Annotated in this window: 17 protein-coding genes, 2 pseudogenes and 1 other annotated feature; of the genes and pseudogenes, 8 read left to right on the forward strand and 11 right to left on the reverse strand. The window is 66.1% G+C overall.

All coding sequences use genetic code 11. The annotated features are described in order from the left end of the window. Positions 1–251: 251 nt before the first annotated feature. On the forward strand, positions 252–1,874 hold the full coding sequence (locus ABNQ39_RS37125) for an ISL3 family transposase (protein ID WP_376968086.1): 1,623 nt from the start codon (positions 252–254) through the stop codon (positions 1,872–1,874). A 168-nt stretch (positions 1,875–2,042) separates the two neighbouring features. On the opposite strand, the pseudogene ABNQ39_RS37130 reads toward ABNQ39_RS37125, so the two are convergent. The 3 genes and pseudogenes from ABNQ39_RS37130 to ABNQ39_RS37140 form a co-directional block, all read right to left on the reverse strand. Then, a pseudogene (locus ABNQ39_RS37130) lies at positions 2,043–2,516 on the reverse strand (ATP-binding protein); the annotation flags it as partial. Between the two features lie 147 nt (positions 2,517–2,663). Beyond that, positions 2,664–3,740 (reverse strand): IS5 family transposase, encoded by a 1,077-nt coding sequence (locus ABNQ39_RS37135; protein WP_376967981.1) that lies wholly within the window; start codon positions 3,738–3,740, stop codon positions 2,664–2,666. A gap of 181 nt (positions 3,741–3,921) precedes the next feature. Further along, positions 3,922–4,886, reverse strand: a protein-coding gene (locus tag ABNQ39_RS37140) for an IS630 family transposase (protein ID WP_428846428.1) whose coding sequence is annotated in 2 segments (ribosomal slippage) — positions 3,922–4,535 and positions 4,535–4,886 — 966 coding nt in all. Because the reading frame shifts where the segments join, the coding sequence is not laid out codon by codon here. 512 nt (positions 4,887–5,398) lie between these two features. Between ABNQ39_RS37140 and ABNQ39_RS37145 the strand changes: the two genes are divergently transcribed. Further along, positions 5,399–5,635 (forward strand): helix-turn-helix domain-containing protein, encoded by a 237-nt coding sequence (locus ABNQ39_RS37145; protein ID WP_376967987.1) that lies wholly within the window; start codon positions 5,399–5,401, stop codon positions 5,633–5,635. A gap of 1 nt (position 5,636) precedes the next feature. Here the strand turns inward: ABNQ39_RS37145 and ABNQ39_RS37150 are convergent. Next, a protein-coding gene (locus ABNQ39_RS37150; protein ID WP_376967989.1) for an IS3 family transposase occupies positions 5,637–6,868 on the reverse strand; the annotation gives its coding sequence in 2 pieces (ribosomal slippage) (positions 5,637–6,574 and positions 6,574–6,868; 1,233 coding nt in all). Next, positions 6,468–6,584: a sequence feature (AL1L pseudoknot), on the reverse strand. Its footprint overlaps the gene before it by 117 nt. On the opposite strand from ABNQ39_RS37150, the gene ABNQ39_RS37155 reads away from it, so the two are divergent. Continuing rightward, complete coding sequence (locus ABNQ39_RS37155; protein WP_376967992.1) at positions 6,867–8,042, forward strand: ISNCY family transposase; 1,176 nt, start codon at positions 6,867–6,869, stop codon at positions 8,040–8,042. The genes ABNQ39_RS37150 and ABNQ39_RS37155 overlap by 2 nt on opposite strands. A 218-nt stretch (positions 8,043–8,260) precedes the next feature. On the opposite strand, the gene ABNQ39_RS37160 is transcribed toward ABNQ39_RS37155, so the two are convergent. From ABNQ39_RS37160 to ABNQ39_RS37170, 3 genes are all read right to left on the reverse strand, one after another. Continuing rightward, positions 8,261–9,544: an ATP-binding protein gene (locus ABNQ39_RS37160; protein ID WP_376967995.1), complete on the reverse strand. Its 1,284-nt coding sequence runs from the start codon at positions 9,542–9,544 to the stop codon at positions 8,261–8,263. Beyond that, a complete protein-coding gene (locus ABNQ39_RS37165) occupies positions 9,523–10,320 on the reverse strand; it encodes an alpha/beta fold hydrolase (protein ID WP_376967997.1) in 798 nt (265 codons plus the stop codon). The genes ABNQ39_RS37160 and ABNQ39_RS37165 overlap by 22 nt, the downstream gene beginning before the upstream one ends. A gap of 68 nt (positions 10,321–10,388) precedes the next feature. Beyond that, on the reverse strand, positions 10,389–11,879 hold the full coding sequence (locus tag ABNQ39_RS37170; protein ID WP_376968000.1) for a PAS domain S-box protein: 1,491 nt from the start codon (positions 11,877–11,879) through the stop codon (positions 10,389–10,391). Between the two features lie 410 nt (positions 11,880–12,289). Between ABNQ39_RS37170 and ABNQ39_RS37175 the strand changes: the two genes are divergently transcribed. Further along, positions 12,290–12,886, forward strand: coding sequence for a recombinase family protein (locus ABNQ39_RS37175; RefSeq protein WP_376968002.1), 597 nt, complete (start codon positions 12,290–12,292; stop codon positions 12,884–12,886). Positions 12,887–12,898: 12 nt separating this feature from the next. Here ABNQ39_RS37175 and ABNQ39_RS37180 read toward each other — a convergent pair. Next, a protein-coding gene (locus ABNQ39_RS37180; protein WP_376968005.1) for an IS630 family transposase occupies positions 12,899–13,844 on the reverse strand; the annotation gives its coding sequence in 2 pieces (ribosomal slippage) (positions 12,899–13,504 and positions 13,506–13,844; 945 coding nt in all). Between the two features lie 106 nt (positions 13,845–13,950). On the opposite strand from ABNQ39_RS37180, the pseudogene ABNQ39_RS37185 reads away from it, so the two are divergent. Next, positions 13,951–14,357, forward strand: a pseudogene (locus tag ABNQ39_RS37185) (IS5 family transposase); the annotation flags it as partial. 187 nt (positions 14,358–14,544) lie between these two features. On the opposite strand, the gene ABNQ39_RS37190 reads toward ABNQ39_RS37185, so the two are convergent. The 3 genes from ABNQ39_RS37190 to ABNQ39_RS37200 form a co-directional block, all read right to left on the reverse strand. Then, positions 14,545–15,216, reverse strand: coding sequence for a response regulator transcription factor (locus ABNQ39_RS37190; protein ID WP_376968008.1), 672 nt, complete (start codon positions 15,214–15,216; stop codon positions 14,545–14,547). A 34-nt stretch (positions 15,217–15,250) separates the two neighbouring features. After that, positions 15,251–17,722, reverse strand: a complete 2,472-nt coding sequence (locus ABNQ39_RS37195) for a sensor histidine kinase (RefSeq protein WP_376968011.1) — start codon at positions 17,720–17,722, stop codon at positions 15,251–15,253. Positions 17,723–17,821: 99 nt separating this feature from the next. Further along, positions 17,822–22,909 (reverse strand): autotransporter domain-containing protein, encoded by a 5,088-nt coding sequence (locus ABNQ39_RS37200; RefSeq protein WP_376968014.1) that lies wholly within the window; start codon positions 22,907–22,909, stop codon positions 17,822–17,824. Between the two features lie 450 nt (positions 22,910–23,359). On the opposite strand from ABNQ39_RS37200, the gene ABNQ39_RS37205 reads away from it, so the two are divergent. From ABNQ39_RS37205 to ABNQ39_RS37215, 3 genes are read left to right on the forward strand one after another with little or no spacing between them, the layout of a single operon-like run. Continuing rightward, positions 23,360–23,881: an invasion associated locus B family protein gene (locus ABNQ39_RS37205; RefSeq protein ID WP_376968018.1), complete on the forward strand. Its 522-nt coding sequence runs from the start codon at positions 23,360–23,362 to the stop codon at positions 23,879–23,881. Between the two features lie 7 nt (positions 23,882–23,888). Beyond that, a complete protein-coding gene (locus tag ABNQ39_RS37210; protein WP_376968021.1) occupies positions 23,889–24,767 on the forward strand; it encodes a tetratricopeptide repeat protein in 879 nt (292 codons plus the stop codon). Further along, on the forward strand, positions 24,764–25,921 hold the full coding sequence (locus tag ABNQ39_RS37215) for a glycosyltransferase family 9 protein (protein WP_376968024.1): 1,158 nt from the start codon (positions 24,764–24,766) through the stop codon (positions 25,919–25,921). The genes ABNQ39_RS37210 and ABNQ39_RS37215 overlap by 4 nt, the downstream gene beginning before the upstream one ends. The last annotated feature ends 49 nt before the right edge of the window (positions 25,922–25,970 follow it).

Here is a 25,970-nt window from a genome sequence, read left to right on the forward strand (position 1 = left end):
CCTGACAATCCATCCGCCCGCGCGCCATCCCGGCCGAGGGCTTTTTCATGCCCAAAGGAGGCACTCATGGCCGTAGCCATCCCCCACATCACTGCCCTGGCGGCCGGCCGTCGGCTGGGTCTGCGTTCTGGACTTGCTGGTCCTGTCAAACGACATCCCGAACTGGTCCTTCCGCGTTTTCGGTGCAGCGTTAATGCATTTACGGGCAGCAGTGAACACATAGAGGAAACGGTATCCCTTTTCTGAGTGCTCTGATTTCCTTGTCCAAATCGCTGCTGTCCCTGCTCCCGCCCGGTCTCATCGTTGATCACGTCACCGTCACCCACGATCGCGTTGTTGCGGCCGTGCGCGCTCGTGCTTCTACGGCGGCCTGCCCGGTGTGTCGGCGGCCGTCGCGCCGCGTTCACAGTCGTTACCTTCGTCGCCTCGGCGACCTGCCTTGGCAGGGCCGGGTCGGCCAATTCGAACTCCAGGTTCGCCGGTTCCGCTGCGCCGCTGTCGAGTGTCCGCGCCGCATCTTCGCCGAACGCCTGCCGGCCGTCGCCTTCCCGAAGGTTCGGCGGACCGTCCGGCTCTCGGAGGCCCAACGGCGCATCGCCCTCAGCACCGGCGGCGAGGCCGGTGCCCGCTTGGCGGCTTGCTTGGCCATGCCGGTCAGCGGCGACACGCTGTTGCGCCTGATCCGGGCGGCACCCCTGCCGGCGGTGCCGACGCCGCGCGTCATCGGCATCGACGACTGGGCTTGGCGGCGCGGTCAGCGCTACGGCACGATCATCGTCGATCTGGAACGCAACCGTCCCATCGACCTGCTGCCCGACCGCCACGCGGAGACGGTGGCAGCGTGGTTGAAAGCCTATCCCGGGGTGGAGGTCGTTGCCCGCGACCGCGCCGGCGCTTACGCCGACGGCATTCGGGCCGGTGCTCCGAACGCCGTCCAGGTCTCGGATCGCTGGCACCTTCTGCGCAATCTTGGGGATGCTCTCGCCGGGGCTCTCGACCGGCATCATCATGACCTGCGCGTGGCAAGCAAAGCGGCAGCGGGAGCCGCCATGGAAGTCGGCACGGCCGCCTCGCCGTCCCCGACGACCGCACCGCTCCCGGCACCGTTGGCCGGGTTGCCGATGACGGATCGCCATGGCGTTCGGCAAGCCCGGTTTGACGAGGTGATGGCGTTGCACGGCCAAGGCTGGCCGATGAAGCGGATCGCCCGGACGCTCGGCATCAATCGCAAGACGGTCCGCACGTGGGTGCGGGCCGGCGAACTTCCGGTCTGGTCTCAACGGGATCGCGGCAGCGCGGTCGATCGCCACGCCACGTATCTGCGGCAACGCTGGAGTGAGGGCTACCACAACGCCGCCCGGCTGTGGCAAGAGATCCAGGAGCGTGGGTTTCGCGGGCAACTCCGCACCGTGCAGCGCTGGGCCGGGCGCCTTCGGGACGCAAACCCGCCCCCAGCCGGCGCGGCCGGTACGATGAGACCATGGAAGTTGCCCTCGAAACGCCGGGCGGCGTGGCTGGTGGTGGCCGATCCGGAGATGATCGATGCCGCCGAGCAACGGTTCGTCGATGCCCTGCTCATCCGTTCCGAGGGACTCACCAAGGTCATTGAGTTGGCCCGCGCGTTCAGCACCATGGTGCGCCGTCAGCAGGCGGGCCGGTTGGATGAATGGTTGGCCGCGGCGAAGGAAACCGCCCTTGCTGGGTTTGCCGATGGGCTCGCGCGTGATCTCGCGGCGATCCGCACGGCGCTGTCGCTGCCGTGGAGCACCGGGCCGGTGGAGGGGCAAATCAGCCGATTGAAGACCATCAAGCGAACCATGTGCGGCCGCGCCAAGTTCGACCTGCTGCGTCACCGGGTCCTGGAGGCGGCTTGAACGGCAGCGCTCCAGCCACGCTGTTGCACCGAAAACGCGGAAGGACCAGTTTGACGTGTCGCCTGACAGGTCCAGACCAGCGGCTATCCATTGATAGGGGGGCCTGTAAAGGCCTAATGAAGTTTCCCCAGAACGGTCGGTCGAAAAATCCCCAGATGGTTTGAAGGGCTATGGATTGGCTTCGATGTCGGCACTCCTCGCTTTTGGTGGCCGCCCTCGGCGCCGTAGCGGCGCAGGCGGAGCGGTGATCGGCCGGCTGCGGTTGTTGTCCGGCATCAGTTCAGCATGACGGCGCAGTCGGTAGCTGGCGCCTTCGATCTGGACCACCACGGCATGGTGCAGCAGGCGATCTAGCAGGGCGGAAGCGACGACGGTGCCACCGAAGACATCGCCCCATTCGGAAAAGCCGCGGTTGGAGGTCAGGATCATGGCGCCGCGCTCGTAGCGGGCGTTGACCAACTGGAAGAACAGGTTGCCGCCGCCGGGGATCACCGGCAGGGAACCGATCTCGTCAACGATCAGCAGCTGTGGCCGGCACAGGAAGCGCAGGCGCTCGCGCAAGGTCCCCTCACGCTCGGCCTTGGCCAGCGAGCTTACGATGTCGGCCAGAGTGGCGAAGTAGACCGAGCGGCCGGCCTTAACAGGGCGCGGAGAAACGAACATATTTTGGCTTTTTGCCTCCACTGAGGCTTGGAAATGGCGTTTCCGCCGCCCGTTTTTGTCAGAATGGAGCGCCTTTTCGTGCTCTGAGACGCTCGAAGCCGCCGTTCAGGCGGGCTCCGGGCGTGATTATGCCGCAGCCAGCAGCTTGGGCAGGCGGATCGGGTTGTAGGCGGCAGCGGTCAGGGTGAACATCCAACCGACGCGGGCCGTGCCGCGATGACGTGTTTTGCGCAAGCCGGCGCCCTTGATCCAGCCGAACAGCTCCTCAATCCGTTTGCGGATGCGCAAGGACACGGCATAGCCAGGGTGGTGGGTGGTCCGGCCGTCGATCGCCAAGCGGCGGTTGCTCGTGTTCTGCGCGACATGCGCAGCGGCGCCCAACTCGCGCATGTTCGCCACGAAATCCTTGGTGTCGTAAGCCTTGTCGGCGCCCACCGTGATGCGGTGACGGCCAGGAATGGCCTCGACCATGGAAACCGCCGCCTCGCGTTCGGCCAAGCCGGTGGCTGCCGTCAGCCGGACATCCACCACCAGGGCGTTCCGGTTCTCCATCAGGGCGTGGCCCATGAAGGCCAGCTTCGCCGGCTGCCCGTTGCCCTTGCGGTACAGCCGCGCCTCGGGATCGCTGGTCGACGCATGGGTCTCGTTGGACCGCTTCTCACCATGGAAGTCGCGGTCGCCGTTGCGTCCCGGCCCCGGCGGCTCGCCGCTGCCATCTTTGGGCCGGAAGCTCTTCACGCTGGCCCAGGCTTCGATCAGCGTGCCGTCCACTGAGAAATGCTCGTCTGACAGCAGCGCCTTGACCCGGGGTTGACCCAGCACAGCGGCCAGGAATTTGGCCGCCACATCGCCGGCCAGCAGGCGCTCACGGTTCTTGGTGAACACCGTCACATCCCACACCGGGGCGTCCATCGACAACCCGACAAACCAGCGGAACAGCAGGTTGTAGTCGAGCTGTTCCATCAACTGGCGTTCCGAGCGCACCGAGTAGAAGGCCTGGAGCAGCAAAGCCCGCAACAGCTTCTCCGGCGGGATCGACGGCCGCCCGATCTTCGAGTCCAGGCCTTCGAAGGCGGGCGACATCACCTCCAGCGCTTCATCCACTATGGCCCGGATCGGCCGCAGAGGGTGATTGGCCGGAACCCGCGCCTCGCAGCTCACGTAGCTGAAAAGCCCCTCGCTGCGTTCGTCCGATCCGCGCATCGTCCTCTCTCCGACCGCACCCCGTGTCAGCACACAGAATCACGAGAGCCCGCCACAGCACAGCCTTTTTCCGCGTCCTGCTAGAAATACTACTGGAGATCCGGCTCGACACCGCGCTCAGCACCCTGGCCTGGACACGCCAAGCACCGGGGGCGCCGACACACCGGTCCTTAGAGCATTTTCAGAATGAGTCTCCATACCCTGCGGCGCGGAAGTAGTTGGCGCACTCGTCCGGCTTGAAGTGGTCCAGGAGTTGGCCGATACGATGCCAGAGGCCATCGACTGTTCGCTCTTTGGCTTGGCGCAGCAGGGTCTTAAGCTTGGCGAAGGCCATCTCGATGGGATTGAGGTCGGGGCTGTAGGGCGGCAGCAGGAAGAGTTGGGCGCCGGACGCTTGGATGGCGGCGCGGACCTCGGCGGTCTTGTGGGCGGGCAGATTGTCGAGCACGACGATGTCGCCGTGCCGCAAGGTTGGGATCAGCACCTGCTGGACGTAGGCGAGGAAGGCCGCTCCGGTCATCGGCCCGTCAAGCACCATCGGCGCGGTCAGGCCGTCACGTCTCAGCGCGGCCACGAAGGTCGTGGTCTTCCAGTGCCCGAAAGGCGCCGAGGCAATCAGCCTCTGGCCGCGCGGCGCCCGGCCGTACAGCCGAGTCATCTTCGTGGAGGCACCGGTTTCGTCGATAAAGACGAGCCGGTCGGCATCGACGAAGGGCTGGGCCGCCCGCCAGACCCGTCGACGGGCTGCGACGTCCGGTCGGTCCTGCTCGCTCGCCTTGAGTGTCTTTTTTTGAGCGTCAGCCCGAGCCGATCTATGGCCGTCCACAGCGCGCCGCTGCTCAGCCGGACGCCATGCTCGCTCTCCAGCCACGTCTGCATCGCCGCCAGCGTCATGTCCGAATGTGTCCGCAGATGGGCCGCAAGCGCGGTCTCCTGCTCTGGCGTCAACTTGCGGGGGCGGTGGCCGCGCGACCGGTTGGCCGCCGTCTCGCCGGTGGTCCGGCGTCGGATCAGCGCCTTGTAGATGTAGGAGATGCTGACCTGGAACACCGAGGCGGCAGCGCGCACGGCCATGCCGCCATCAACCGCCGCCAGAACCCGGGACCGAAGATCGTCCGAATAGCTCTGCCCCTGACGCCATGCCATCGCTACCCCCAGACCGGAAATCCAGGAGCAGCGAATCATGCTACGATGGCAATGGAAATCCCCCTCAGCGATTCCAGGCAACCTGAGAACGCTCTAGCTGTAGCGGCCCGAGATCATCGACGGTCGGACCCAAGATTCCGAGCGATTCCGGGACCGGATTGGCTGAGACGGGAAGCGGGCTCCGGCCCACATTCGGTGAGAGGTAGCCCACAGTGTTTGAGACGGACCCGAGATCATGAGCGACGGCCCGCACTCTGTGAGACTACAGTCCAGTCAAAATGCACATATATTTCCTTAGACTGAAGATATTATTTTCGTGCAATTCCTCAAGAAATTCCAAAATATATTATGCAATGTTGACGAATAAAATCATCAGCTGATTTCCCATATAGATCCCTTTGTGGACACCGGCTGTAGGCGCAATGTCAGAATGTCAGTCCCTCGCAACATAGAAGTGTCAGTCTTCGGTCGTGTTTTCGACGGCTGGGAGGCTGGCGATGGGCTGGATAACGATGAGCGAACGGGACTTGCAACGCGTTGAGGTTCTCGGCGAGGTGCTGAGCGGTCGCCGCGGGATCGGATCGGCGGCGTCGGTTCTGGCTTTGAGCGAGCGGCAGGTGTGGCGGCTTCTGGCGCGCTACAAGGCCGGTGGCGGCGGCGCTCTGGTTCACCGCGGGCGCGGCCGCCCATCGAACCGGCGGCTTGGCGATGTGAACCGTACCGGGTTTCGCGGAGGCCATTTGGCTTGAGTTACGCCGCCATGGCGACGCCCTCGGTTTGAGTATAGTAGCGCGCTTCGGCCTCGGCAGGAGGAATGTTGCCGATGGGTTCGAACAGGCGCCGGTGGTTGAACCAGTCGACCCACTCCAGGGTGGCGAACTCGACGGCCTCCAGGGTGCGCCATGGTCCACGGCGCCGGATCACCTCGGTCTTGTAGAGACCATTGATGGTTTCGGCCAAGGCGTTGTCGTAAGAATCGCCAACGCTTCCTACGGAGGGCTCGACACCGGCATCGGTCAGGCGCTCTGTGTACCGAATAGCGACATATTGCGACCCACGATCCGAGTGGTGGATGAGGCCGCTGTCTCTGGCCGGTCGGCGGTCGTGAAGTGCCTGCTCCAGAGCGTCCAGCACAAAATCAGCGTGGGCTGTGCTGGACACCCGCCAGCCCACGATGCGGCGCGCGAAGGCGTCGATGACGAAGGCCACGTAGACGAAGCCCTGCCATGTCGATACGTACGTGAAATCCGCCACCCACAAGGCGTTCGGGCGGGGCGCCTGGAATTGGCGGTTCACTCGGTCAGCAGGACAGGGCGCCGCCCGGTCGCTGATCGTGGTGCGCACCACCTTGCCACGCATCGCTCCCTTCAAGCCCATCTGCTTCATCAGTCGGGCTACCGTGCAGCGCGCCACGTCGATGCCGTCCCGCCGCAACTGCCGCCACACTTTCCGTACCCCATAGACCTGGAAGTTCGCGTCCCAGACCTGCCGGATAGCAACACTCAGCTCCGCGTCGCTTCGCCAGCGGGCTGGCGCCTTGGACGGATCGGCCCGACGGGCGGCATGGGCATAATAGGTGGATGGGGCGATCGGCAGCACTCGGCAGATCGGCTCGACCCCGTGGACAGCGCGGTGCTCGTCGATGAAGGCGATCATTTCTTGAACGGGCGGTCGAGCTCCGCCTGGGCGAAATACGCCGACGCCTTGCGAAGGATCTCGTTCGCCTGGCGCAATTCCCGCACCTCGCGCTCCAGCGCCTTGATCCGCTCCTGCTCGTCCGTCGTCAGCCCCGGCCGCCTGCCCTGGTCACGCTCGGCCTGCCGGACCCAATTCCGCAGCGTTTCGGGATTGCAGCCGATCTTCGCCGCGATCGAGCTAATCGCCGCCCACTGCGACGCGTGTTCGCTTTCGTGTTCGAACACCATCCGAACCGCGCGCTCGCGCACTTCAGGGGCGTATTTGGGTGATGCTTGCTTCGTCATGTTGACCCCAGTCTCTCAGGAAACGGGGCCTCCGCGAAACCCGGTACGGTTCAATGAGGTGCGGGAGCGGGCGCTGGAGCTGGTTCGCAGTCGGTATGGCGATTTCGGCCCGACCCTGGCGGCAGAGATGTTGCGGGAGAAGCATGGGCTGACGGTTTCGCGCGAGACGTTGTGCCAGTGGATGGCGGAGGCCGGCCTTTGGCTGTCGCGTCGGCAACGCCGGCAGTTCCACCCTCCCCGGCTCCGCCGTGAGCGGTTCGGCGAGTTGATCCAGATCGACGGCAGCGAGCACCGCTGGTTCGAGGATCGCGCCGATCCCTGCACGCTTCTGGCGTTCATCGACGATGCAACGGGCCGGCTGATGCAGCTTCGCTTTGCCCGGTCGGAGAGCGCCTTTTCCTACTTCGAGGCGCTGGAGGGCTATCTGAACGCCCATGGCCGGCCGCTGGCCTTCTATTCGGACAAATACTCGGTGTTCCGGGTCTCACAGCGCGAGGCAAAGGGCGGCCAGGGCATGACGCAGTTCGGCCGCGCCTTGGCGGAATTGAACATCGAGATCCTGTGTGCCAACTTCAGCCAAGCCAAAGGGCGGGTCGAGCGGGTGAACCGAACGCTGCAGGACCGGCTGGTGAAGGAGTTGCGGTTGGCTGGCGTCACCGGCATCGAGGCGGGCAATGTCTTCCTGCCCGGCTTCGTCGAGCGCTTCAACGCCCGCTTTGCCCTGCCCCCTGCCCGGCCGGACGATCTGCACCGGCCGCTGGCCATCGCGCGGGATCGGCTGTGCCAGGTGCTGTGCTGGCGCGAACAGCGCCATGTCGGGCAGCAACTGACGCTGTCCTACGAGCGCAAGCTGATCATGCTGGAGGAAACGGAGCTGACGCGGGGGCTGGTTGGCCAGTATGTCGACACCTACGCCTTCGCCGATGGCCGTCTGGAGGTGCGGTGGAAGGGGGTGGCGCTGTCTTATCGGGCCTTCGACAAGGACCAGCGGGTCAGCCAAGCCGACGTTGTGGAGAACAAGCGGTTGAGCGCTGTGTTGGCCCAGGTGAAGGAGATGCAGGAGAGCCAGCCGCCGCCTCGGGTGAAGACCAACAGCAAAAAGAACGGCTACCACAAGACGGGGCGGCGCAAGCGGCAGGGCGGACCTTCCGACAGCGCCTGCGCGGCCGACTGACCGCAGCTGTTTGCCCCCTGTCCGCAAAGCCCCGATGCAGCCGGCATGTCTGGCGGCGGGATGATGGCTCGGGCTCGGCGGCGCCGTCAAGCCCTGCGCCTGCGGCGCACCGCACAGCGGCTCCGGGGCTTGACCGCGCCGCCGAGCCGAACCCGAACGCAGCCATGCCAGATATGCCGAAGAAGGCCGGCCGCCACAACCCACGGCCAAGTCGAAGCTTACCTCTCCGACATTCCTACTTTGCCCCAACCAATGACACTTCTACCCGGTCGCAACACCGGCAACAGCATCGTGATCGTTGTACCATGCTGTGACTTGGAAGCAATCTCAACATGTCCGCCTGATTGTTTTGCGAAGCCAAAGACTTGGCTCAGTCCAAGACCGGTGCCTTTTCCCGCGTCTTTGGTGGTGAAAAACGGATCGAAGGCTCGGGCAGCGACATCGGGAGGCATTCCAACCCCAGTATCCGCGATGGCGATGGACACATAGCACCCCTGCATGACACCAGCGTATAGGCCTTCCTGGATGTCGATCTCAGATGTGATCACACTGATCTTCCCTCCATCGGGCATAGCATCGCGGGCGTTGACGATCAGATTAAGAAGCGCGCTCTCGAACTGGCTCGCATCGACCATGACCGTTCCGATCCGATCGGCCAGTGTGGCTTGGATGTCGATGCGATTGTTCAGGACTGAACCGACCAGTTCGAGCACAGATGTGATGAAGTCATTGACATCGAGGAACTCGGGCGACGGCTGCTGCCGGGAGAGGGTGAGAAGCCGCTGGGTAAGCTTGGCGGCACGGTTCGCACCGTCTACGGTAGCGGCAACCAGTTTATCAACGTCCCGAAAGTCTCGCTTGGCGATTCGATGTTGGAGGACCGATAAGCCGCTGATGACGACAGTCAGCATGTTTTTGAAGTCATGCACGATGCCTCCAGTGAGGTGGCCGAATGCCTCCATCTTCATTGCGTACCCGAGTGCGGCCTCTACTGCTGTCCGCTCCTGGGCCGCTGTGGCAAGCCGCGATTCAAGGGTGGCGTTCAACGCCTTCAATTCCCCAACCGCTTGCTGCGCCTCAGCATGCGCTACAAGCAGTTCTCTCTCGTAGCACCGTCGTTCGGTGGCGTTGAATATGGTGATGTGGATGCAGGCGAGATCGCCTCTCCCATTCCGGCGCGAGACGGCATTGAGCAGAACCGGCAGCTTCGTTCCTTTTGAGGTAACCATGTCCAGAGCGACCTCGTTGAAGGACTCCTGCATGCGGATGAGCGGATCGAAATGGGTCTGGAAGAAGATCTTGCTGGGAACGGATAGATAATCGATGAAACGCCGACCGGCAGCTTCGCCCGCTCCGATGCCCAGCCAATCGGTGAGGGTCCGGTTGGTCAGCAGGACACGACCGCACGCATCAACCGAGATGTAGCCGCAAGGAGCGTTCTCGAACAGGTCCCACAGTTCTTCATCTCCCTGTGCGCCCATCATGAACTGGCCAGAAAGCATTCGATGGCGTCGATCGTCTCATGTGGCGCGCTGAGATTGGGACAGTGCCCGGTCGCGGACATCAGCACCAGCGTGCTGTTGGCCAGGTGCGTATGGACGTAGCGGCCAACGGCTTCCGGCGCGATGATGTCCTCGGAACATTGCAGGATCAGGGACGGAATGACCACGCCCCCGAGATCCTTGCGGTTGTCGGAGAGGAAGGTTGTCCGCGCGAAATGCTTGGCGATCTCGGGATCCGTCCGGCAGAAACTGTTGGCCAGTTCTTCGCCGAGTTCGGGTTTGTCCGGGTTGCCCATGATGCCCGGTGCCATCGTCCGCGACCAGCCCATGTGGTTGCTGTCGAGAAAATCCAGCAGATCATTAATCTGCGCTTTCGAGAAACCGCCGACATAGTCGCCATCGTCAATATAGCACGGTGAGGGGCCGATCAGCACGAGCCTCGAGAAGAGGATGGGATCGCGAGCCGCAGCCAGCACGCCGATCATCGCGCTGACCGAATGGCCGACGAAGACGCCATTTTTCACGTCGAATTCGCGGGCGATCTCGACCACATCCGAGGCATAACCATCGAGTGACGCATATTTGGCATAGTCATAGGCTGAGAGATCCGATCTCCCGGCGCCGACATGGTCAAAGGTTACGATGCGGTAGTGGCCTTCGAAAGCCGGTGTCACGAAACGCCACATATGTTGGTCGCAGCCGAAACCATGAGCGAACATGATCGTCCGCGTCCCCTGGCCCGAAATTTTGACGTTGTTCCGTGCTACTATGAACATCCGCGCTTTTCCTTGAATCTTTACCGGAGTGAATGCTCTCATGGTCGCCGGAATACGGGCGGTCCGTGCTACTGCACCAAGGATTGAGACATTCCTCTCACCTTGACGGTGGCATCGTTCACGACGCGTATGGCTGAAGCGATCGCGTTCATGCCGGCGCTGACGTTGCCGACGCCCTGCGCGGCACCATTCATGTTGGCCGCCATTTCGCGAGTCATTGCGTCTTGCTCCTCCACGGCCGAGGCGATGGCGATCGAAATGTCGTTGATTTGGGTGATAATGCCGGAAATGCCGCTGATGGCTTCGACCACTTCGGCAGTCGCCGCCTGAACGCCTGAGATCTGCTCGGATATGTCATTCGTAGCCTTGGCCGTCTGGGTTGCGAGGTTTTTGACCTCGGACGCGACCACCGTGAAGCCTTTGCCGGCCTCACCGGCCCGCGCCGCTTCGATCGTGGCGTTGAGCGCCAGGAGATTGGTCTGGCTGGCGATCTGCTGGATCAGGCTTACCACGCTGCCGATCGGATTGGCCGCCTCGGCGAGACTCGTCATGATGGCATTGGTATGGTTGGCCTGTTCCACCGCTTGTTCGGTGACCAGCGCGGCGTCGGACATGCGGCGCCCGATCTCGCCGATGGATGCGGCCAATTCCTCCGCACCGATTGCTGCTGCCTGGACGTTTGATGAGATCAGGGCCGACGCACCAGCGACGCCGGCGGCCTGTTCGTTCGCCGTCAAGACGGCACCGATGACCTCGCCGAGGCTGATGTCGACCTCTTTTTGAAGAGCAGCACGGCGCAAGCGCTCCTGGACCTGCGGGGTAATGTCCGTAGCAAGCTTGACGATCTTCAACGGCTTTCCGACGGGATCGAGAGCCGGATTGTACGTCGCTTGGATCCAGACCTCCCGGCCGCCTTTGCCCAGACGCTTGTACTCGGCGGCCTGGAACTCGCCCCGGTTCAGTGCCTCCCAGAAGCGGCAGTAATCCGCGCTGTCCCGGAATGCCGGTTCCACGAACATGCGATGATGCCTGTCCTGGATTTCGGAGAGATCATAGCCGAAGACACGCAAGAAATTTTCGTTTGCCTCAACGATGGTGCCGTCCATTTTGAACTGAATGACCGCCTGAGACTTATGAACGGCATCCATGTGGCCTTGGTGATCCGCCGTCTTCAGTTTCTGCTGGGTGATGTCGGTGGCGAATCCGACAATTTTGAGAAGGCGTCCGGCCCGCCCGAAGATTGGATTGTAGATTGCCTGGATCCAGACCTTCCGGCCGCCTTTGCCAAATCTCTGGTACTCTGCCGTCTGGTCTTCGCCGCGGTTCAGAGCCTCCCAGAAGCGTCGGTATTCGCCGCTAACCTTTTCTGTTTCATCGACAAATATGCTGTGGTGCTTGCCCTGGAGCTCCGGGAGTGTGTAGCCGAACGTTCTTAAGAATTTCTCATTGGCTGTTATAATGTTGCCATTAAGGTCGAGTTCAATGACCGCTTGGAATCTCTCCAGAGTGTTAAGTTTCGCTTTTATCTCATAATGTTTCGTAAAGCCGGTTATGATCATTGCTGATCCTTCCTTATCAAATCCCTTCGCCTTCTCAGTTGTATTTTTATGAGATTCACTCCCTTGTCCAGATAAATCTCTTTGGAAAAGGTATCTAGAAAGGATATTAATAGAAGTGGTATATCTTCTATGCGGAAGAGCAGCTCGCTAACGGTCTACCTCAATGAGATATTCAGAATGAATACACAAGTATTCTCTGTCATGGAGGCGATTCCCAGACTGTACTCTGGACAACTCCGCTTCCCTGCTGCAGGTAAGGGCAGAAAAACGGTCGTTTGCTTTACCCCGCCTGCGTCATCGTGAACATCGCGTCGCGCCGCCACTGATGTGGTCAAGGAATCCGGTCAGTCTTTCATCGTCTGGCATCGAGTGCGGACCACGGGTTTCCCGCCCAACCGGGGGCTTGACCCATGCTGATCGGCTACGCACGGGTATCGACCGACGGCCAGAACTTGCACCTTCAGCATGACGCGCTCGGAGGGGCCGGGTGCGAGAGGATCTTCGAGGATCGCCGCAGCGGTGCCAGGACGGACCGCCTCGGTCTTGCCGCCGGGCTCGACGTGGTACGCCGAGGCGACATGCTGGTCGTCTGGCGGCTCGACCAGTTGGGCCAATTCCTGAAGGACCTCATCGAATTGGCCGAACGGCTCGATGCCGCTGGCGTCGGGCTGCGTAGCTTGCACGATGCCATCGACACTGGGTCGAGTGGCGGATGGCTGGTGCTCCATATGTTCGGAGCGCTCGTCGAGTTCGAGCGCGACCTACTGCGCGAACGGGTCCGGTCGGGGTTGGCCGCCGCCAGGGCGCGGGGCAAGGCTCTGGGGCGCAAGCCGAGACAGCGGCCCAAGTCAGACCGGCTCGCGTGCAAGGTGCTGGCCTTGGGCGCGGCGGGGCGAAGCTATCGACCGATCGGCAGAGAACTGGGGCTCAGCAAAAATGCGGTGGCGGAAATTGTCAAACGGGACAGGGAGGCAAAAGGGCGGGACGCTTCCGAAATGCCAGGCTAGAGTCTGTCTGATTTAAGTAGAATCATATCCTGCATGTCGGATGTATGCGGCGCACTCGTGAGGCTGGAAGTGATCGAGTAGGGCTCCGATGCGCCGCCATATGGCTTCGATGGTCCTTTCCTCGGCTTTCCGGACCAAGGTTTTGAGCTTTGCGAACATCATCTCGATGGGATTGAGATCGGGACTGTAGGGCGGCAGGAAGAGCAGATGGGCGCCGACATTCCGTATGGCATTGCGCGCCGCGGCTCCTTTGTGACTGCCCAGGTTGTCGAGAACGACGACATCGCCCGGTGCCAGGGTGGGCACCAGGAATTGCTCGACCCAGGCCGTAAACATGGTGCCGTTGATCGGCCCATCCAGGACCAGAGGAGCCACGATCCTGTCGTGACGCAGGCCCGCCAGGAAAGTCAGCGTCTTCCAATGGCCGTGGGGAACTTTGGCGAGGTAAGGCTGGGCCTGCGCACACCACCCCCGGGTGCGGGTCATGTTGGTCTTCACCCAGGTCTCGTCGATGAAGACCAGGCGCTTGGGATCGATCTTATGCTGGTGGGCTTTCCAGCGCGCTCGGAAGCGAGCCAGCTTCGTCCCATCCTGCTCCTTGGCCAGCAATGTTTTTTTTGAAGCTGAGGCCCAATCGGCGCACGCATCGCCAGACGGTGTCCGGCGTCACCACTGTGCCGCGTTCCGCCAGTTCCGCCGTCAGCGCCCGGATCGTCAGGTCGCCCTTCTCAGCCAGCCGCTCGCGCAGCCAATCCACCACATCCGGCCCCAGCACGAAGGGACGATGACCGCCCATCTTGCCCGGCTCAAGCCCTTGTCCGGCACGCTGCTTCTGACCGATCCGCACGGCCGTCGCAACCGAGACGCTGAACTGCTGCGCCACCGCGCGGGTCGTCAGGCCACTCGCCAACGCAGCCCCAATGCGCTCTCGAAGATCCAGAGACAACGGACGTGCCATCAGGGTTGATCTCCCAAATCAGTCAACCCGTTGAATCACATATCCGCTCCCTCGGGAATCCCCATCTCCGATTCAGACACAAACAGACAGACTCTAGACGCAGGGCGGCCGGTCGCGTGGAGGGCGGACGACCAAAATCCATGCCCTAACCGACACTGCCTGCCGCCCCGTCGCCTTCCTGCTGACCGGCGGCCAGGTCGCCAATTGCGTGGCCGCCGACAGGCTGCTGGACCAGTTCACGACCGCTGAACTGGTGCACGGGGACAAGGGTTACGACACGAACGCCGTGCGCCGGAAGATCGAGGAAAAGGGCGCAGCGCCCAACATCCCGCCTAAGGCCACCGACGCTGGAAGAACTGCTTCTCGCCTTACCTGTACCGCAACCGCAATGCCATCGAGCGCATGTTCAACCGGCCGAAGGACTTCCGACGCATCGCCACCCGCTATGACCGGCTTGCCATCAACTTCTTGGCCGCCGTCCACATTGCCGCGATTGTCAGCTACTGGTTATGAGTCCTGGCCCTAGCTGATCGGCGCCACCTCCTTCCATGTGCTTCCGGGCTACAGCAACAGACCACACAGCCAACTGCGGGTGAACGGTCTGCTCGACTGCTCGGCTTGGAGCACCGATCAGAACCGGTCTGAGGTGAGGAAAATCAACCGCTTCAGCGCACCAGACCGGGGCTCTGATTAGGCGCTCCTAGAGCACGGTTGGAGCGGTAAAGGCGAAACCGCGAGCGTGCACCGTGCGCAACGGCAGGGCTTCTCCGGCATCGGCCTCCACCCTTCGGCGCAGCCGGTGCACCAGAAGATCGATGCCCCGGGCGTCGCCCTGGATGCGTTCGGCCAGCATGCGGCGGTCGATGGTCGCGCCGGGGGTTTCGAAGAACGGCGACAGGAAGCGCACCTCCGCCTCGCTCAGCAGGACGATGGTTCCGCCCGGCGTGACGAGGCGCCACTGTTCGGCGTCGAGGTGCCAGGCGGGCGCCGGGACGGCCGGCGGGTGCCCCCGACGGCGCATGACGGACAGGACGGCAGCCTCCAACTCACGCAGATCGATCGGCTTGACCAGATACATGTCGGCTCCGGAATGCAGCCCCAGGATCCGGTCCTCGACCCGGCCGCGCGCCGTGACGATGACCAGCCCCGGCCGTGGATCGGCGTTCGACAGCCGCCCGGCGATCGACACCCCATCCTCGCCCGGAAGGCCGAGGTCAAGGACGACGATGTCCGGCGGGCGATCGGCCAGGGCCAGATCCATCTCCCGCGCCGAACCGGCGGTCCGCACCGTCATCTGCCGGCGCTGGAGGAAGGAGACGATCTCCTCCCGCAGATCCGCGTGGTCTTCGACAACGAGCACGTCGACGGGCATGGCCGATGGTCCTTGGTAAAGAGGGGCCGGTGGGTCAGGCGGCTTCGCGGGCGTCGCCGTCCGACGCCAGGGCATCCTGCAGCGGCAGCCGGATGACGAACAGGGTCCCGCCGCCCGGCCGGTCCCGCACCGCGACCGTGCCGCCATGGGCGGCGACGATGCTGCGGGTCAGGTACAGGCCCAGCCCGGCGCCCGGCACGCCGCCGGTGTCGACGCAGCGGTAGTACTTCTCGAAGATGCGCTCGCGCTCGGTGTCGGGCACGCCCCGTCCCCGGTCGGCGACGGTCAGCACCGCCTCCCGGCCATCGCGCTCCAGCGTAACCTCGACGGCGCTGTCCGGCGGCGAGTATTTCACCGCGTTCTCCATCAGGTTCGACAGGGCGACGCCGATCAGCGGCGCGTCGCCGGCCGTCACCGGCAGGTCGCCGGTGCGGACCGCGATGCGGTGCCGGGGAGAGGCGGCCTGGGTGGCGTCGACGATCTCCCGGACCAGCACCGCCAGATCGAGGCTGCCGGTGCGCAGGACCAGCCCGGCCCCTTCGATGCGGTCGTCGAGCAGGCAGGCGTCGATCATGCCGTTCATGTAGGCCACCGCCCGGCCGATCCGGGCCAGCCGCTCCTGCGCGGTGGCGTCGGGGGCGTCCAGTTCGAGGTTCTGCGCCGCCATGGCGATGACGGTCAGCGGCGTGCGGAACTCGTGGCTGATCATCGCCAGGAACTGCCGCTGGGTCGCGCGCGCGGCGCGTTCCAGGCCGGCGACGGTTTCCGCCATTTCCTTCGCCTTGGTCAGCTCCTGTTCGAGCTGGCGGCGCCGGCTGATGTCGTTCACGGCGACGAGGCGGGCCGGCCGGCCCTCGTGCTCGATAGCCACCATCGACGCCAGTGCCCAGAAACGGTTGCCGGCGCTGTCCTGCAGCTCGACCTCGGCGTTCTCGACACCGCCGTCGCGCTCCAGCCGGGTGAGCAGCCGGTCACGGTCGGCCGGGTCGCAGAAGAGGTCGGCGGCCGGGCGCGGGACCGGCGCCGCGTCGGGATCGCCGAGAAACCGGCCTCGCGCCCGCCGGTTGGCGTAAAGCGTCACCGCCCCGGCCGCATCGGACAGCAGGATGGGAAAGGGCGCGGCCTCCAGGAGGGCGCGAAGCTGTGATTCCCGGTCGTGCAGGACGGCGTTGGCGCGGTCCAGGGCGTCGGTGCGCTCCGCCACCCGCTGCGCCAGCTCGGCCTCGTTCCGGCGCAGCGCCTCGACCAGCGCCCGCTGGGCGTGCGCTTTCTCGACGCGCAGCTGGCGGAGCTGCGCCGCGAGCATGGCGGCGAAGAACAGCATCTCCAGCATCGGAGCGTAGGCCGGCAGATAGTAGGTTGCGTCCGTCCAGGGCAGGACGCCGGCGTTGCGCAGCCCGGCCAGCAGGTTCCCCGCGGCCAGGGCCAGCCAGCCGAACACCATGTAGAGGGCGGGCCGGTCGCCGGCCAGGCGGCACTGGACACTGGCTGCCATCCCAGCGACCAAGACCACCAGCAGCAAGTTGGTGGCGACGGGAATCACCAGCGACCGCGTGTCGCCGTCGAGAACGGGATAGCCGGCCAGCAGCCCGGCGACAAGCAGCGCCGGGACGGCCAACACGGGAACCGCCCACCGTGCATGGCGCCGTAGCGGCAGCGCCGTCAGCAGGAATCCGGCGCCGAAGACTCCGGCGCCGACCAGCCAGACGATCGAGGAGATGTCGCCGAAGAAGAAATGCCCGCCCCACAGCAGGACATCCAGCCCGTTCATGGCCATGACATGCCCGGTGGTGGCCAGGGCCGAGGCGGCGTAGAACGCCATCGGCAGGCTGGGAAGCGCCACCGCCAGCAGCAGCGCGCCCAGCCCGAGGATGCCGATGACGGCGGTCAGCATGGTGTGGATCTGGATCCTCGCCTGCTCAGAGACCCAGAAGGCGCCGGGCCGCCACAGTTCGAGCGGCAGGGCCATCGAGCTGGTGGACACCGCCCGCAGCCACAGCCGATGCTCCCCGGCGGGCAGGTCGATGCCCGCCGCGTGCAGGCGGGTCGGCATGGCGCGCTCGTCGGCGACGCGGTCACCGAGCCGCAGCAGCGGCGGCGGGTCCGCCTCCGCCGGAGCCCCGGAATTTCCCGAACTCCAGGACCCCCAGGCTTCCAGCCGGTCGAAGTTGGGGATGTCGAGAGCAAGGAAATAGCGGCCGGCGCCCTGCGGCGCGACCGACAGTTCCACACGCAGCCAGACCGCGTCGGCGGTGAAGCCCAGGCTGTGGCCTTCGGCCAGTCTGGGGGCCGGTTCGAAGCGGTCCGCATCGCGGCCCATCACGTCGGTGACGGCCAACGCATGGCCGGGATCGCGCAGCAACGCAAAGCCGGACAGGGCCAGCCGGTTGCGGCCGTCCACCCGCACCGCCTCGGCCGCCGCACCGCCGGCGACCAGCAGCATCAGCATCGCCAGGACGCCGCACCATCCGGCGCGGATGGCCCGCAACTCCGATCGCCCCGTCATCGCCATCCACCACCGGTCATGTCCACCGGACCCGATCTTTCCCCTTTCCCCCGGCTTTTGGAAAGGTGGATTCGTGTCCGGAAACCGCCGCGCCTTCCCTCACCAGGACCAGCGCAGCCCGGCCGACAGGCCGTGGTCACTGTCGCGGCGGCGGATCTCGCCGAGATAGCCGACCTGGAGCGAGAGCCGCTGCGTCATCGCCACATTGACCCCGGCGCCGACCACCGCCGCGTCGCGGCCCGGCCGGCTGGAGCGCACCGTGAAGCGCGCGCCGTTCAACACGCCGGTCGCCGAGGCATCGACGCCCCGCCAGTCATGCTCCCAGCCGAGCAGCCCGGTCGGCTCGACCGCCGTCTCGCCGAGGCTGATCCGGGTGCCGGCGCGCAGGGCCAGCGAGCTGCGCAGGGCGTTCTGCGTCGCCGCCTCCTCGCTCAGGCCCAGCAGCGGCGTGCCGGTCTCGGTGAAGCTGCCGCGCTGCAGCCGGTCCCAGCGCAGGCCGACGCGGGGCTCGACCCAGGCGTCGCCGTCCAGCGCCACGCGGACGCCCGCCGACAGCTCCGCCGAGAGGTCGTCGCCGTCCGCCTCGCCCGACGCCGCCCCGGCGACGGCGCCGAACACCACCGACCGTGAGGTTTCATAGCGGCTGTGGCCATAGCCCAGCGCGGCGTCGACGAAGGCCGCACCCGGTGTCCAGCTTCCATAGGCGGTCGCCTGGTAGCTGTCGACCGTGCCTTTGCCAAGCCCGCCGTCGGCCTTCACGCGGGTGCGCAGGAAGCCCAGCGCCACGCCGGCCGTGAGGTTTGGGTCGAAGGCGTGGTCGGAACCGACCATGAAGCCGCCGGTGAAACGGTCGACCGCTCCGCCGTCGCCGCCGCTGCGGCCGCGGCCGACCAGCGGCTGGCCCCACAGGCCGGTGGCGCCGCCCGCCGCCCTGGCGCCGCCGTCCGCCCCCTCCGGCAGGCCGGTGGCCGACCGCGCCTTGCCGTCGAACAGGAACTGCACCACGCCCGCCACCGGACCCGGCGCGCCGGACGTTCCACGCCCGGCCGCCTGCCGGGCCTCGACGGCGCGGCCGAACCGGCGGCGGTTGGCGCGGTCGGCGGCCAGCGTGTCGGCGTGGATCTCGCCGGAGAGCTGGTTCAGCGCCGGACCGATGCGGTCGCCCGACAGGCTGTGGAGGTTGTCGAACAGCGCCTGCGCCGTGGCGTCGGCCGCCTGCCCGCCGGCCACTGGCCGGAAACTCTCCAGCGCGGCACCCACCGCCCGCTGGTTCGCGCTCTGGGCGAGGCCGGCCGCGCCGAGGTCGGCGTAGCTGGCCGGCGTCGCCACCAGGGCGATGGCTCTGCTGCCGTAGATCAGGTCGAGCCGCGTGCCGGCCGCCAGCCCGCCGGCCGGCTGGTCGAGCGTGGCGAAGCGGCCGGCGACGCCGCCGTCGGCGGTGACCACGGTGAAGCTCTGACCCAGCGAGGGCGTGAAGCTGTTGGTCGCCGAGCCGCCGATCCCGCGCAGGACCGGCGTCAGCCGGCCGCCGGCGGTGAAGGAGGCGCCGGCCACCACCACCTGATCGTGGTTGCCCGCCCCCGTCCCGGTGCCGGTGCCGTCGATCTCGACCTGGTAGACCGAACTGGCGTTCAGCGTGACCGGGGCGGTGAAGAACAGGGTGCCCGGCGAGTTGCCCGGCGCCAGGATGCCGGAAACCGAGGTGATGCCGCCGATGACCCCGCCGCCGCTCAGCGTCGCGCCGTCGGCGACGGTGACGGCACCGGTGACCTCGCCGTTGACCTTGGCCGAGCCGCCGCTCTCCACCTTCAACGAGGAGGCGACCGTGCCGTCGCTGTTGATGGTGACGGCGCCGTTGCCGACCGTGACTGGTGCCGAGACGCTGCCGCCCTGCTCGACGGTGACGGCGCCGCCGCTGACCGTCACCGGGGCCGAGACGCTGCCGCCGCCGGCCACGGTCACGTCGCCCGACTGAACGCTCAGGCCACCGCTGTTGGACACGCTGCTGGAAACGACCAGGGTGCCGGAGCCGTTCACCGTCAGCTGCCCCGCTCCGGTGATCGAGCCGGACAGGGTGACGGTCGAGCCGTTCGGGTTGATCACGCCGTTGGTGGCCTCGACCTTGACCGTCTGGGTCAAGGTCAGCGGCGCCGTCGGCTTCAGCGTGCCGCCGTCGAAGGTCACGGTGGTGGCCTGCACCGCCCCATCCTCGTTGGTGAAGGTCGGCTGGGAACCGTCGATCACCCCCGTGGTGACGGTCGGGGTGGTTGGAGTGGTCGGCGTCGTCACGACGGGAGTGGTTGGAGTGGTTGAAGTGGTCGGTGTCGTGACCTCCGGTGTCGTCGGGGTGACGACGACGGGAGTCGTCACCTCGGGCGTGGTCGGCGTCGTGACCACCACCGGCGGCGGGGGGGGAGGCGGAGGCGGCGAGGTCACGTTGGCGACCAGCACCGTATCGTTGGCGGCGATGGTGTAGCCGTTCAGGTCCACCGTCCCGACATAGGCCGTACCGGCCGCCGCCGTCCAGGTTTCCGATCCGGCCGACACCACCGAAAGGGTGGTGCCGGTGAAGCTTGGCGCCGTCGAGGCGCTGTTGCCGCGGATCAGGGCGACCGTGGCGCCGTTGGTCAGTGTGACGCCGCTCAGCGTCGGCGTGACGGTGACGGTTCCTGCACCCGGCGTGTAGTTGGCGGTGTTGGTCGTGTTGACGATGTAGCCGGTGCCGCCGCTGCCGATGGTGAAGGTGATGGCGCCCGTGCCGTTGATGTTGCCGGCCACCGTCAGCGCCGAGCTGCCGAGCGCCAGCGTGCCGTAGTTGGTGAGCGCCCCGACGGTGCCGGTCCCGCTGAGCGTCGCCCCCGGCGCGATGGAGACGCTGCCGATGGTGCCGGTCACCGCCAGCGTGCCGCTGCCGATGGTGGTGCTGCCGGTGTAGCTGTTGGCACCCGACAGGGTCAGGGTGCCGCTGCCGGCCTTGGTGAAGCCGCCGGTACCGGACATGACGCCCGACAGGGTGGTGCTGGCGGCATCGCCGGCCGTCAACGTGCTGGACCCCAGCGCGACGTCGCCGGCGCCGGACAGGGCGCCGATCGTCAGGTTGGTGTTGATGGCGAAGGTCGCGCCGCTCGAAATGCTGACCGCGCCCGTGCTGGCGAGAGCGGTGGCGGAGGCGGCCGTCAGCGTGCCGCCGGTGATGGTGGTGCCGCCGGTGTAGCTGCCGGTTCCCGACAGGGTCAGCCTGCCGGTGTTCGCCTTCACGAACCCGCCGGTGCCGGTGATCGAACCGGACATGGTGGTGTTCAAGGGGGCTTCGGCGTTGCTGGTCAGGGTGTGGCTGTCCAGGTTGATCACGCCGGAGCCCGTCAAGGCGCCGACCGTCTCGTCGGCGCCGAGCTTGAGCGTGCCGTCGCCGTTGACCGCCACCGCCTTGGTGTCGGGAAGGGCCGAGCCGCCCATCAGGGTCAGCGTTCCGGCGTTGACGGTGGAGTTGTTGCCGATGCCGTTGACCCCGGACAGGACCAACTCGCCGGCGCCGTTCTTGTACACCCCGCCGCCGGTCAGGCTCGACGCGATGGTCGCGGTGACGCCGCTGTCGACGACGATGGTCGCGGCCGGGCTGCCCAGCCCGATGGTGCCGCCGGTCAGCAGGTAGCCGTTCGTCGCGAAGGTCATCCCGGCCGCCGAGACCGAGCCGGAGACGGTCACCGTCCCGGCCGTGCCCTGGAAGAAGGGCGTGATGGTGCTGCCCGTCAGCGTGCCGTTGCTCGTGCCGTCCACCTTGGTCCAGTTGGTTCCGGCGCTGCTCCAGGTGCCGTTGCCGCCGTCCACGGTGCTGTTGGCGGCGTTGCCGCCCGTGTCGCCGTCCCAGTAGAGCCGGCTCGCCTGCGACAGCGTCACGACCAGGTAATTCTTGTTGCTGGCGATCGTGGTGGTGGTCGAAGCCTCCAGGCCGGAGGACGGGGCGGTGACGGTGACGTTGGTGTAGTCGGTGCCGACCGTGCCGCCGCTGGCGATCGTGTAGGTGCCCGCCGCCAGGGTTCCCGACGGCGCCGCCATCATGACGACCGACCCGTTGGTCAGGGTCAGGCCGGCCGAGGCGTTCAGCGCGCCGTAGACGGAGGTGGAGACGACGCCGAGTTGCAGTTCCGCGCCGGAGGGCTGGGTGTAGGAGCCGGCGATGGTGGTGGCGCGGGCGGTGTAGAGGGTGCCGGTGTTGGTGACCGTCCCGGTGCCCGAATTGGCCGAGACGTTGCTGTTGAGCGCGATGTTGCCGGTGAAGGTGACGCCGCCGGACGAGGTGATCGTGCCGGCGTTGGTGATCGTGCCGCCGGTCAGCGTGCCGTAGATCGTGCCGGTGCCGCCCGCGATCGTCAGGCCGGTGGTCCGGCTGTCGTTGATGTTGCCCGCGATCACGCCCGTGTTGGACAGCGAGGTGATCGTGCCGGTGCTGGCGATCGAGAGGGCGTTGCCGGACGTTCCCTGGATCGTGCCGCTGTTGGTCAGGGTTGCGAGCGTTCCCTGCACCCGGACGCCGTTGGCCCCCTTTATCAGTCCGGCAGTGTCCAGCAGCGTGAGCGAGGTCGCCGTTCCCGTCACGGAAAACACGTAGCCGGACGTCGAGGTGAGCGTGCCGGTGCCGCTGTTGAGCACGCTCCCGGCGCTCGTGGTCCCGTTCAGGGCGAGGGCTCCGTTGACTCCGCTCGTCTGGATCAGCCCCGAATTGGTGAGGGTGCCCAGCGCAACGCTGCTGATGGTGACGCCGACGGAGGTTCCGGCGATCGTTCCGGAGTTGGTGATCGTGCCGATCCGCCCGTTCGACGACGTCTCCAGACCGATCGTGCCGCTTATGGAGCCGGTGTTGTGGATGCTGGTGATCGTCGCGGAGCCGTTGATGACGATGCCGCTCCCGCTGGCCGGGGTGATGGCGCCGTCGTTCCAGAGACTCCCGGCGGTTCCCGTGACGTAGATGGCGGCGGCCGACGCCGGGGAGACGGTTCCGGTGGAGGTGATCGACAGGCTGTTGCCGCCCGTGACCGTCTGCATCGTGGAGAGGGTGGTGCCGGTGATGGTGTTGGTCACCGCGTCCGCCGGCATGGGGCCCAGCACGCCCGCCATGACGATCATGGAGGCTCCCGCCAAGAGGGTCCAGCGCAGGGCGGAAAGCTTGCGGGCGGAAACGGTCAGCATCTTCGTCCTACCTCGGTCGTTCATCCGGCCCGGGATCGGGAGGCTTGCCTCAATCCGGCCGGAGGGTGATTCTTGGGCGCAAACACACGACATCCACAGGTTGCCGCTATCCAATTGGCCGGCTATTGAAAAATTCTTAAACAATAGTTCTTGGGAAAAAATCTCGCCGGCTCAAGGCAATTCCTACTTATCGATATCAATCACAATGAAAAAGTCAATGACACTAAATGTAACATGATTTCTTTCCAGATCTTTCCAGATCTTTCTAATTCTTTCACTTGGAATTCTGGCATCGTTATTGCCAATAGATGCCGATTTTGCTAAGCTATTTGACGAAATGAAAAGAACGCTCATTGCGTGCAGACCGGCCCGGCCGGATGCCCGGCAGGTGGTTTACGCGCCGGTCCGGCCGCGGCATGACGGACGGGCGCATCGATGGACAAGGATGTCATGAAAACCTGGAAGGCCGTTCCACTTGTCCTCGCCCTGGCCGCCGCCGGAACGGCGCCCGCCCCGGACGCCGCCTTGGCGGCCGACCCGCCCGCCAAGGCGGACGCCGCGCCGGCGCCCCTGTGGAGCAAGCGCTGCGTCAAGGAGGCCGGCGACCGCGAGAGCTGCTTCATCGAGCAGTACGCCGTGGCGATGCCGGCGAACGCCATCCTGCTGAACGTCCTGGTCGGCTATCTGGCGCCGGAGGGAAAGCCCCGCCTGATCATGACGGCGCCGCTCGGCGTGCTGCTCCAGCCGGGGCTGGCGATGAGCATCGATTCCGCCAAGCCCGTCACCCTGCCGTTCGAAAGCTGCCAGGCCGGAGGCTGCCGCATGGTCGCCGACCTCGACCAGTCCAGCCTCGACCAGTTCCGGCGCGGCGACAAGGTGACGGTGCGCTTCGTCACCGCCGACCGGAAGGCCGTCGACATTCCGGTTCCGCTGAAGGGGTTCGACGCGGCCCTGAAGCAGCTCAGGAAATAGACCGGCCATGGCTCGTTCGCCCCGCCCCGGCAAGCCGGGACAATCCCGCTCCCGCGCCGCCGCTCCCCCGCCGCAGGGAATGCCGGTCGAACAGGCCGTCGATCTGGCCTACCGTCACTGGGAGGCGGGCCAGCTTCCGGAAGCGGAAAGCCTCTGCCGGCAGGTGCTGGCGGTGCTGCCCGCCCAGATCGACACCCACCATCTGCTCGGCCTGATGGCGCACGCGGCCGGCCGCCTCGACCTCGCCATCGAGCACATGCGCCAGGCCTGCGGGCATCCGGCGGCGCCGGCCGCCTATTTCAGCAATTTCGGCGAGCTGTGCCGCCGCGCCCGCCGGTTCGAGGAGGCCGAGCGCGCCACCCGGCAGGCGGTGGCGCGGGACTGGCTGGCCCCCGGCATCTGGAGCAACCTCGGCATCATCCTCCAGGAGGCGGGAAAGCTGGAGGACAGCCTGCGCTGCCTGCAACGCGTGCTGACGCTGGCGCCGGAGATCCCGGAGGGCCACAACAACCTCGGCAACACACTCCTGCTGCTCGAACGACCGTGGGAGGCCGCCCGGCGCTACGGCGCGGCCCTCGTTCTCAACCCGCTCTACACCGACGCATGCAGCAACCTGGGCAAGCTGACGGCCGCCCTCGGGCAGCCCGAGCAGGGCATGGCCCTGCTGCGCCGCGCCATCGACATCGCCCCGCGCATGGCCGACGCCTACCTCAACGCCGCCGAACTGGAAGGCGAACGCGGGCGCTGGGCCGACGCGCTGAACTGGCTGGAGGCCCTGCGCGACTTCGCCCCCGACAACCCGAAGCTTGCCGCGGCCCACGCCGTCGTCCTCGCCCAACTCGGCCGCACCGGCGACGAAGCGGCACCGGAGCGCAGGCCGGAATGACCAACCCGCGGGCGCTGGAGGAGGAGGGGCGCGCCCTGCTGGCGGCCGGCAAGCCGGAGGAGGCGGAGCGCTGCGCGCGGCAGGCGTTGGCCGAAGGCGGCGGATCGGCGAACGGCTGGCACCTGCTGGCGGTCGCCCTGCGCACCCAGGGCCATCTCGACGAATGCCGGCGTATCTATGAGCTGCTGGTCGACAAGCTCCCCGGCAACCTGAGCCTGCGTTTCGAACTGGCGGAAACGCTGCTGCTGATGGGAGAGTTCGAGCGCGGCTGGCGCGAGTATCACCACCGCTACGGCATGCCGCACACCGCCCAGCTCGAACGGCGGGTGCAGCGCCCGCGCTGGGACGGACGGCCGATTCCCGGCAAGACGCTGCTGATCCACGACGAGCAGGGCTATGGCGACACCTTCCAGTTCCTGCGCATGGTGGCCTGGGCAAAGGCGCGCGCCCAAGCCCGCGTCGTCCTCCAGATCAACCACGAGCAGGCCGGTTTCGCCCGGCGGTCGGCCGGGGCCGACGAGCTGGTCCTGCGCGGCCAGTTGCCGCCGCCCTTCGATGTGCATTGCGAAATGATGAGCCTGCCGATGGCGATGGGCCTGACGCCCTCCAACCTGCCCGGCGCAATCCCCTACCTGAGCGCCGAGGCGTCCCGTGTGAAGCGTTGGCGCAAGCGGCTGGCCAGCCTGCGGAAGCCACTGGTCGGTCTGGTCTGGGCCGGACGGCCGACCCACCTCAACGACGCCAACCGCTCCATGACCCTGGACCGTCTGGCGCCGCTGGCGGTGGCCGGCGGGACGTTCCTGGCGCTTCAGAAAGGGCCGTCGGCGGCCCAGGCACTGACTCCGCCGCCGGGGATGCGGATCGAGCGGCTGGACGGCGAGATCGCCGATTTCGAGGACACGGCGGCTATCCTGACCGTCGCCGATCTGCTGGTTTCGGTGGACAGCGCCCCGGTGCATCTGGCCGGCGCGCTGGGCCGCCCGGCCTGGGTGCTGCTTCCCTACGTTCCGGATTGGCGATGGCTGATGCGGCGCGACGATTCTCCCTGGTACCCGACGCTGCGGCTCTTCCGCCAGCCGTCGCGTGGGGATTGGGACAGCGTTTGCCGAAGGATCGCGGCTGAATTGCCGGGCCGTCACGGAACATCTTTGTGAATCGGCCTGAGGTTCTGACACCGATCAGCGCGGAAACGCGTTGACAGTA

The sequence above is a fragment of the Azospirillum sp. A26 genome, assembly GCF_042604635.1.
Classification (GTDB): domain Bacteria; phylum Pseudomonadota; class Alphaproteobacteria; order Azospirillales; family Azospirillaceae; genus Azospirillum; species Azospirillum palustre.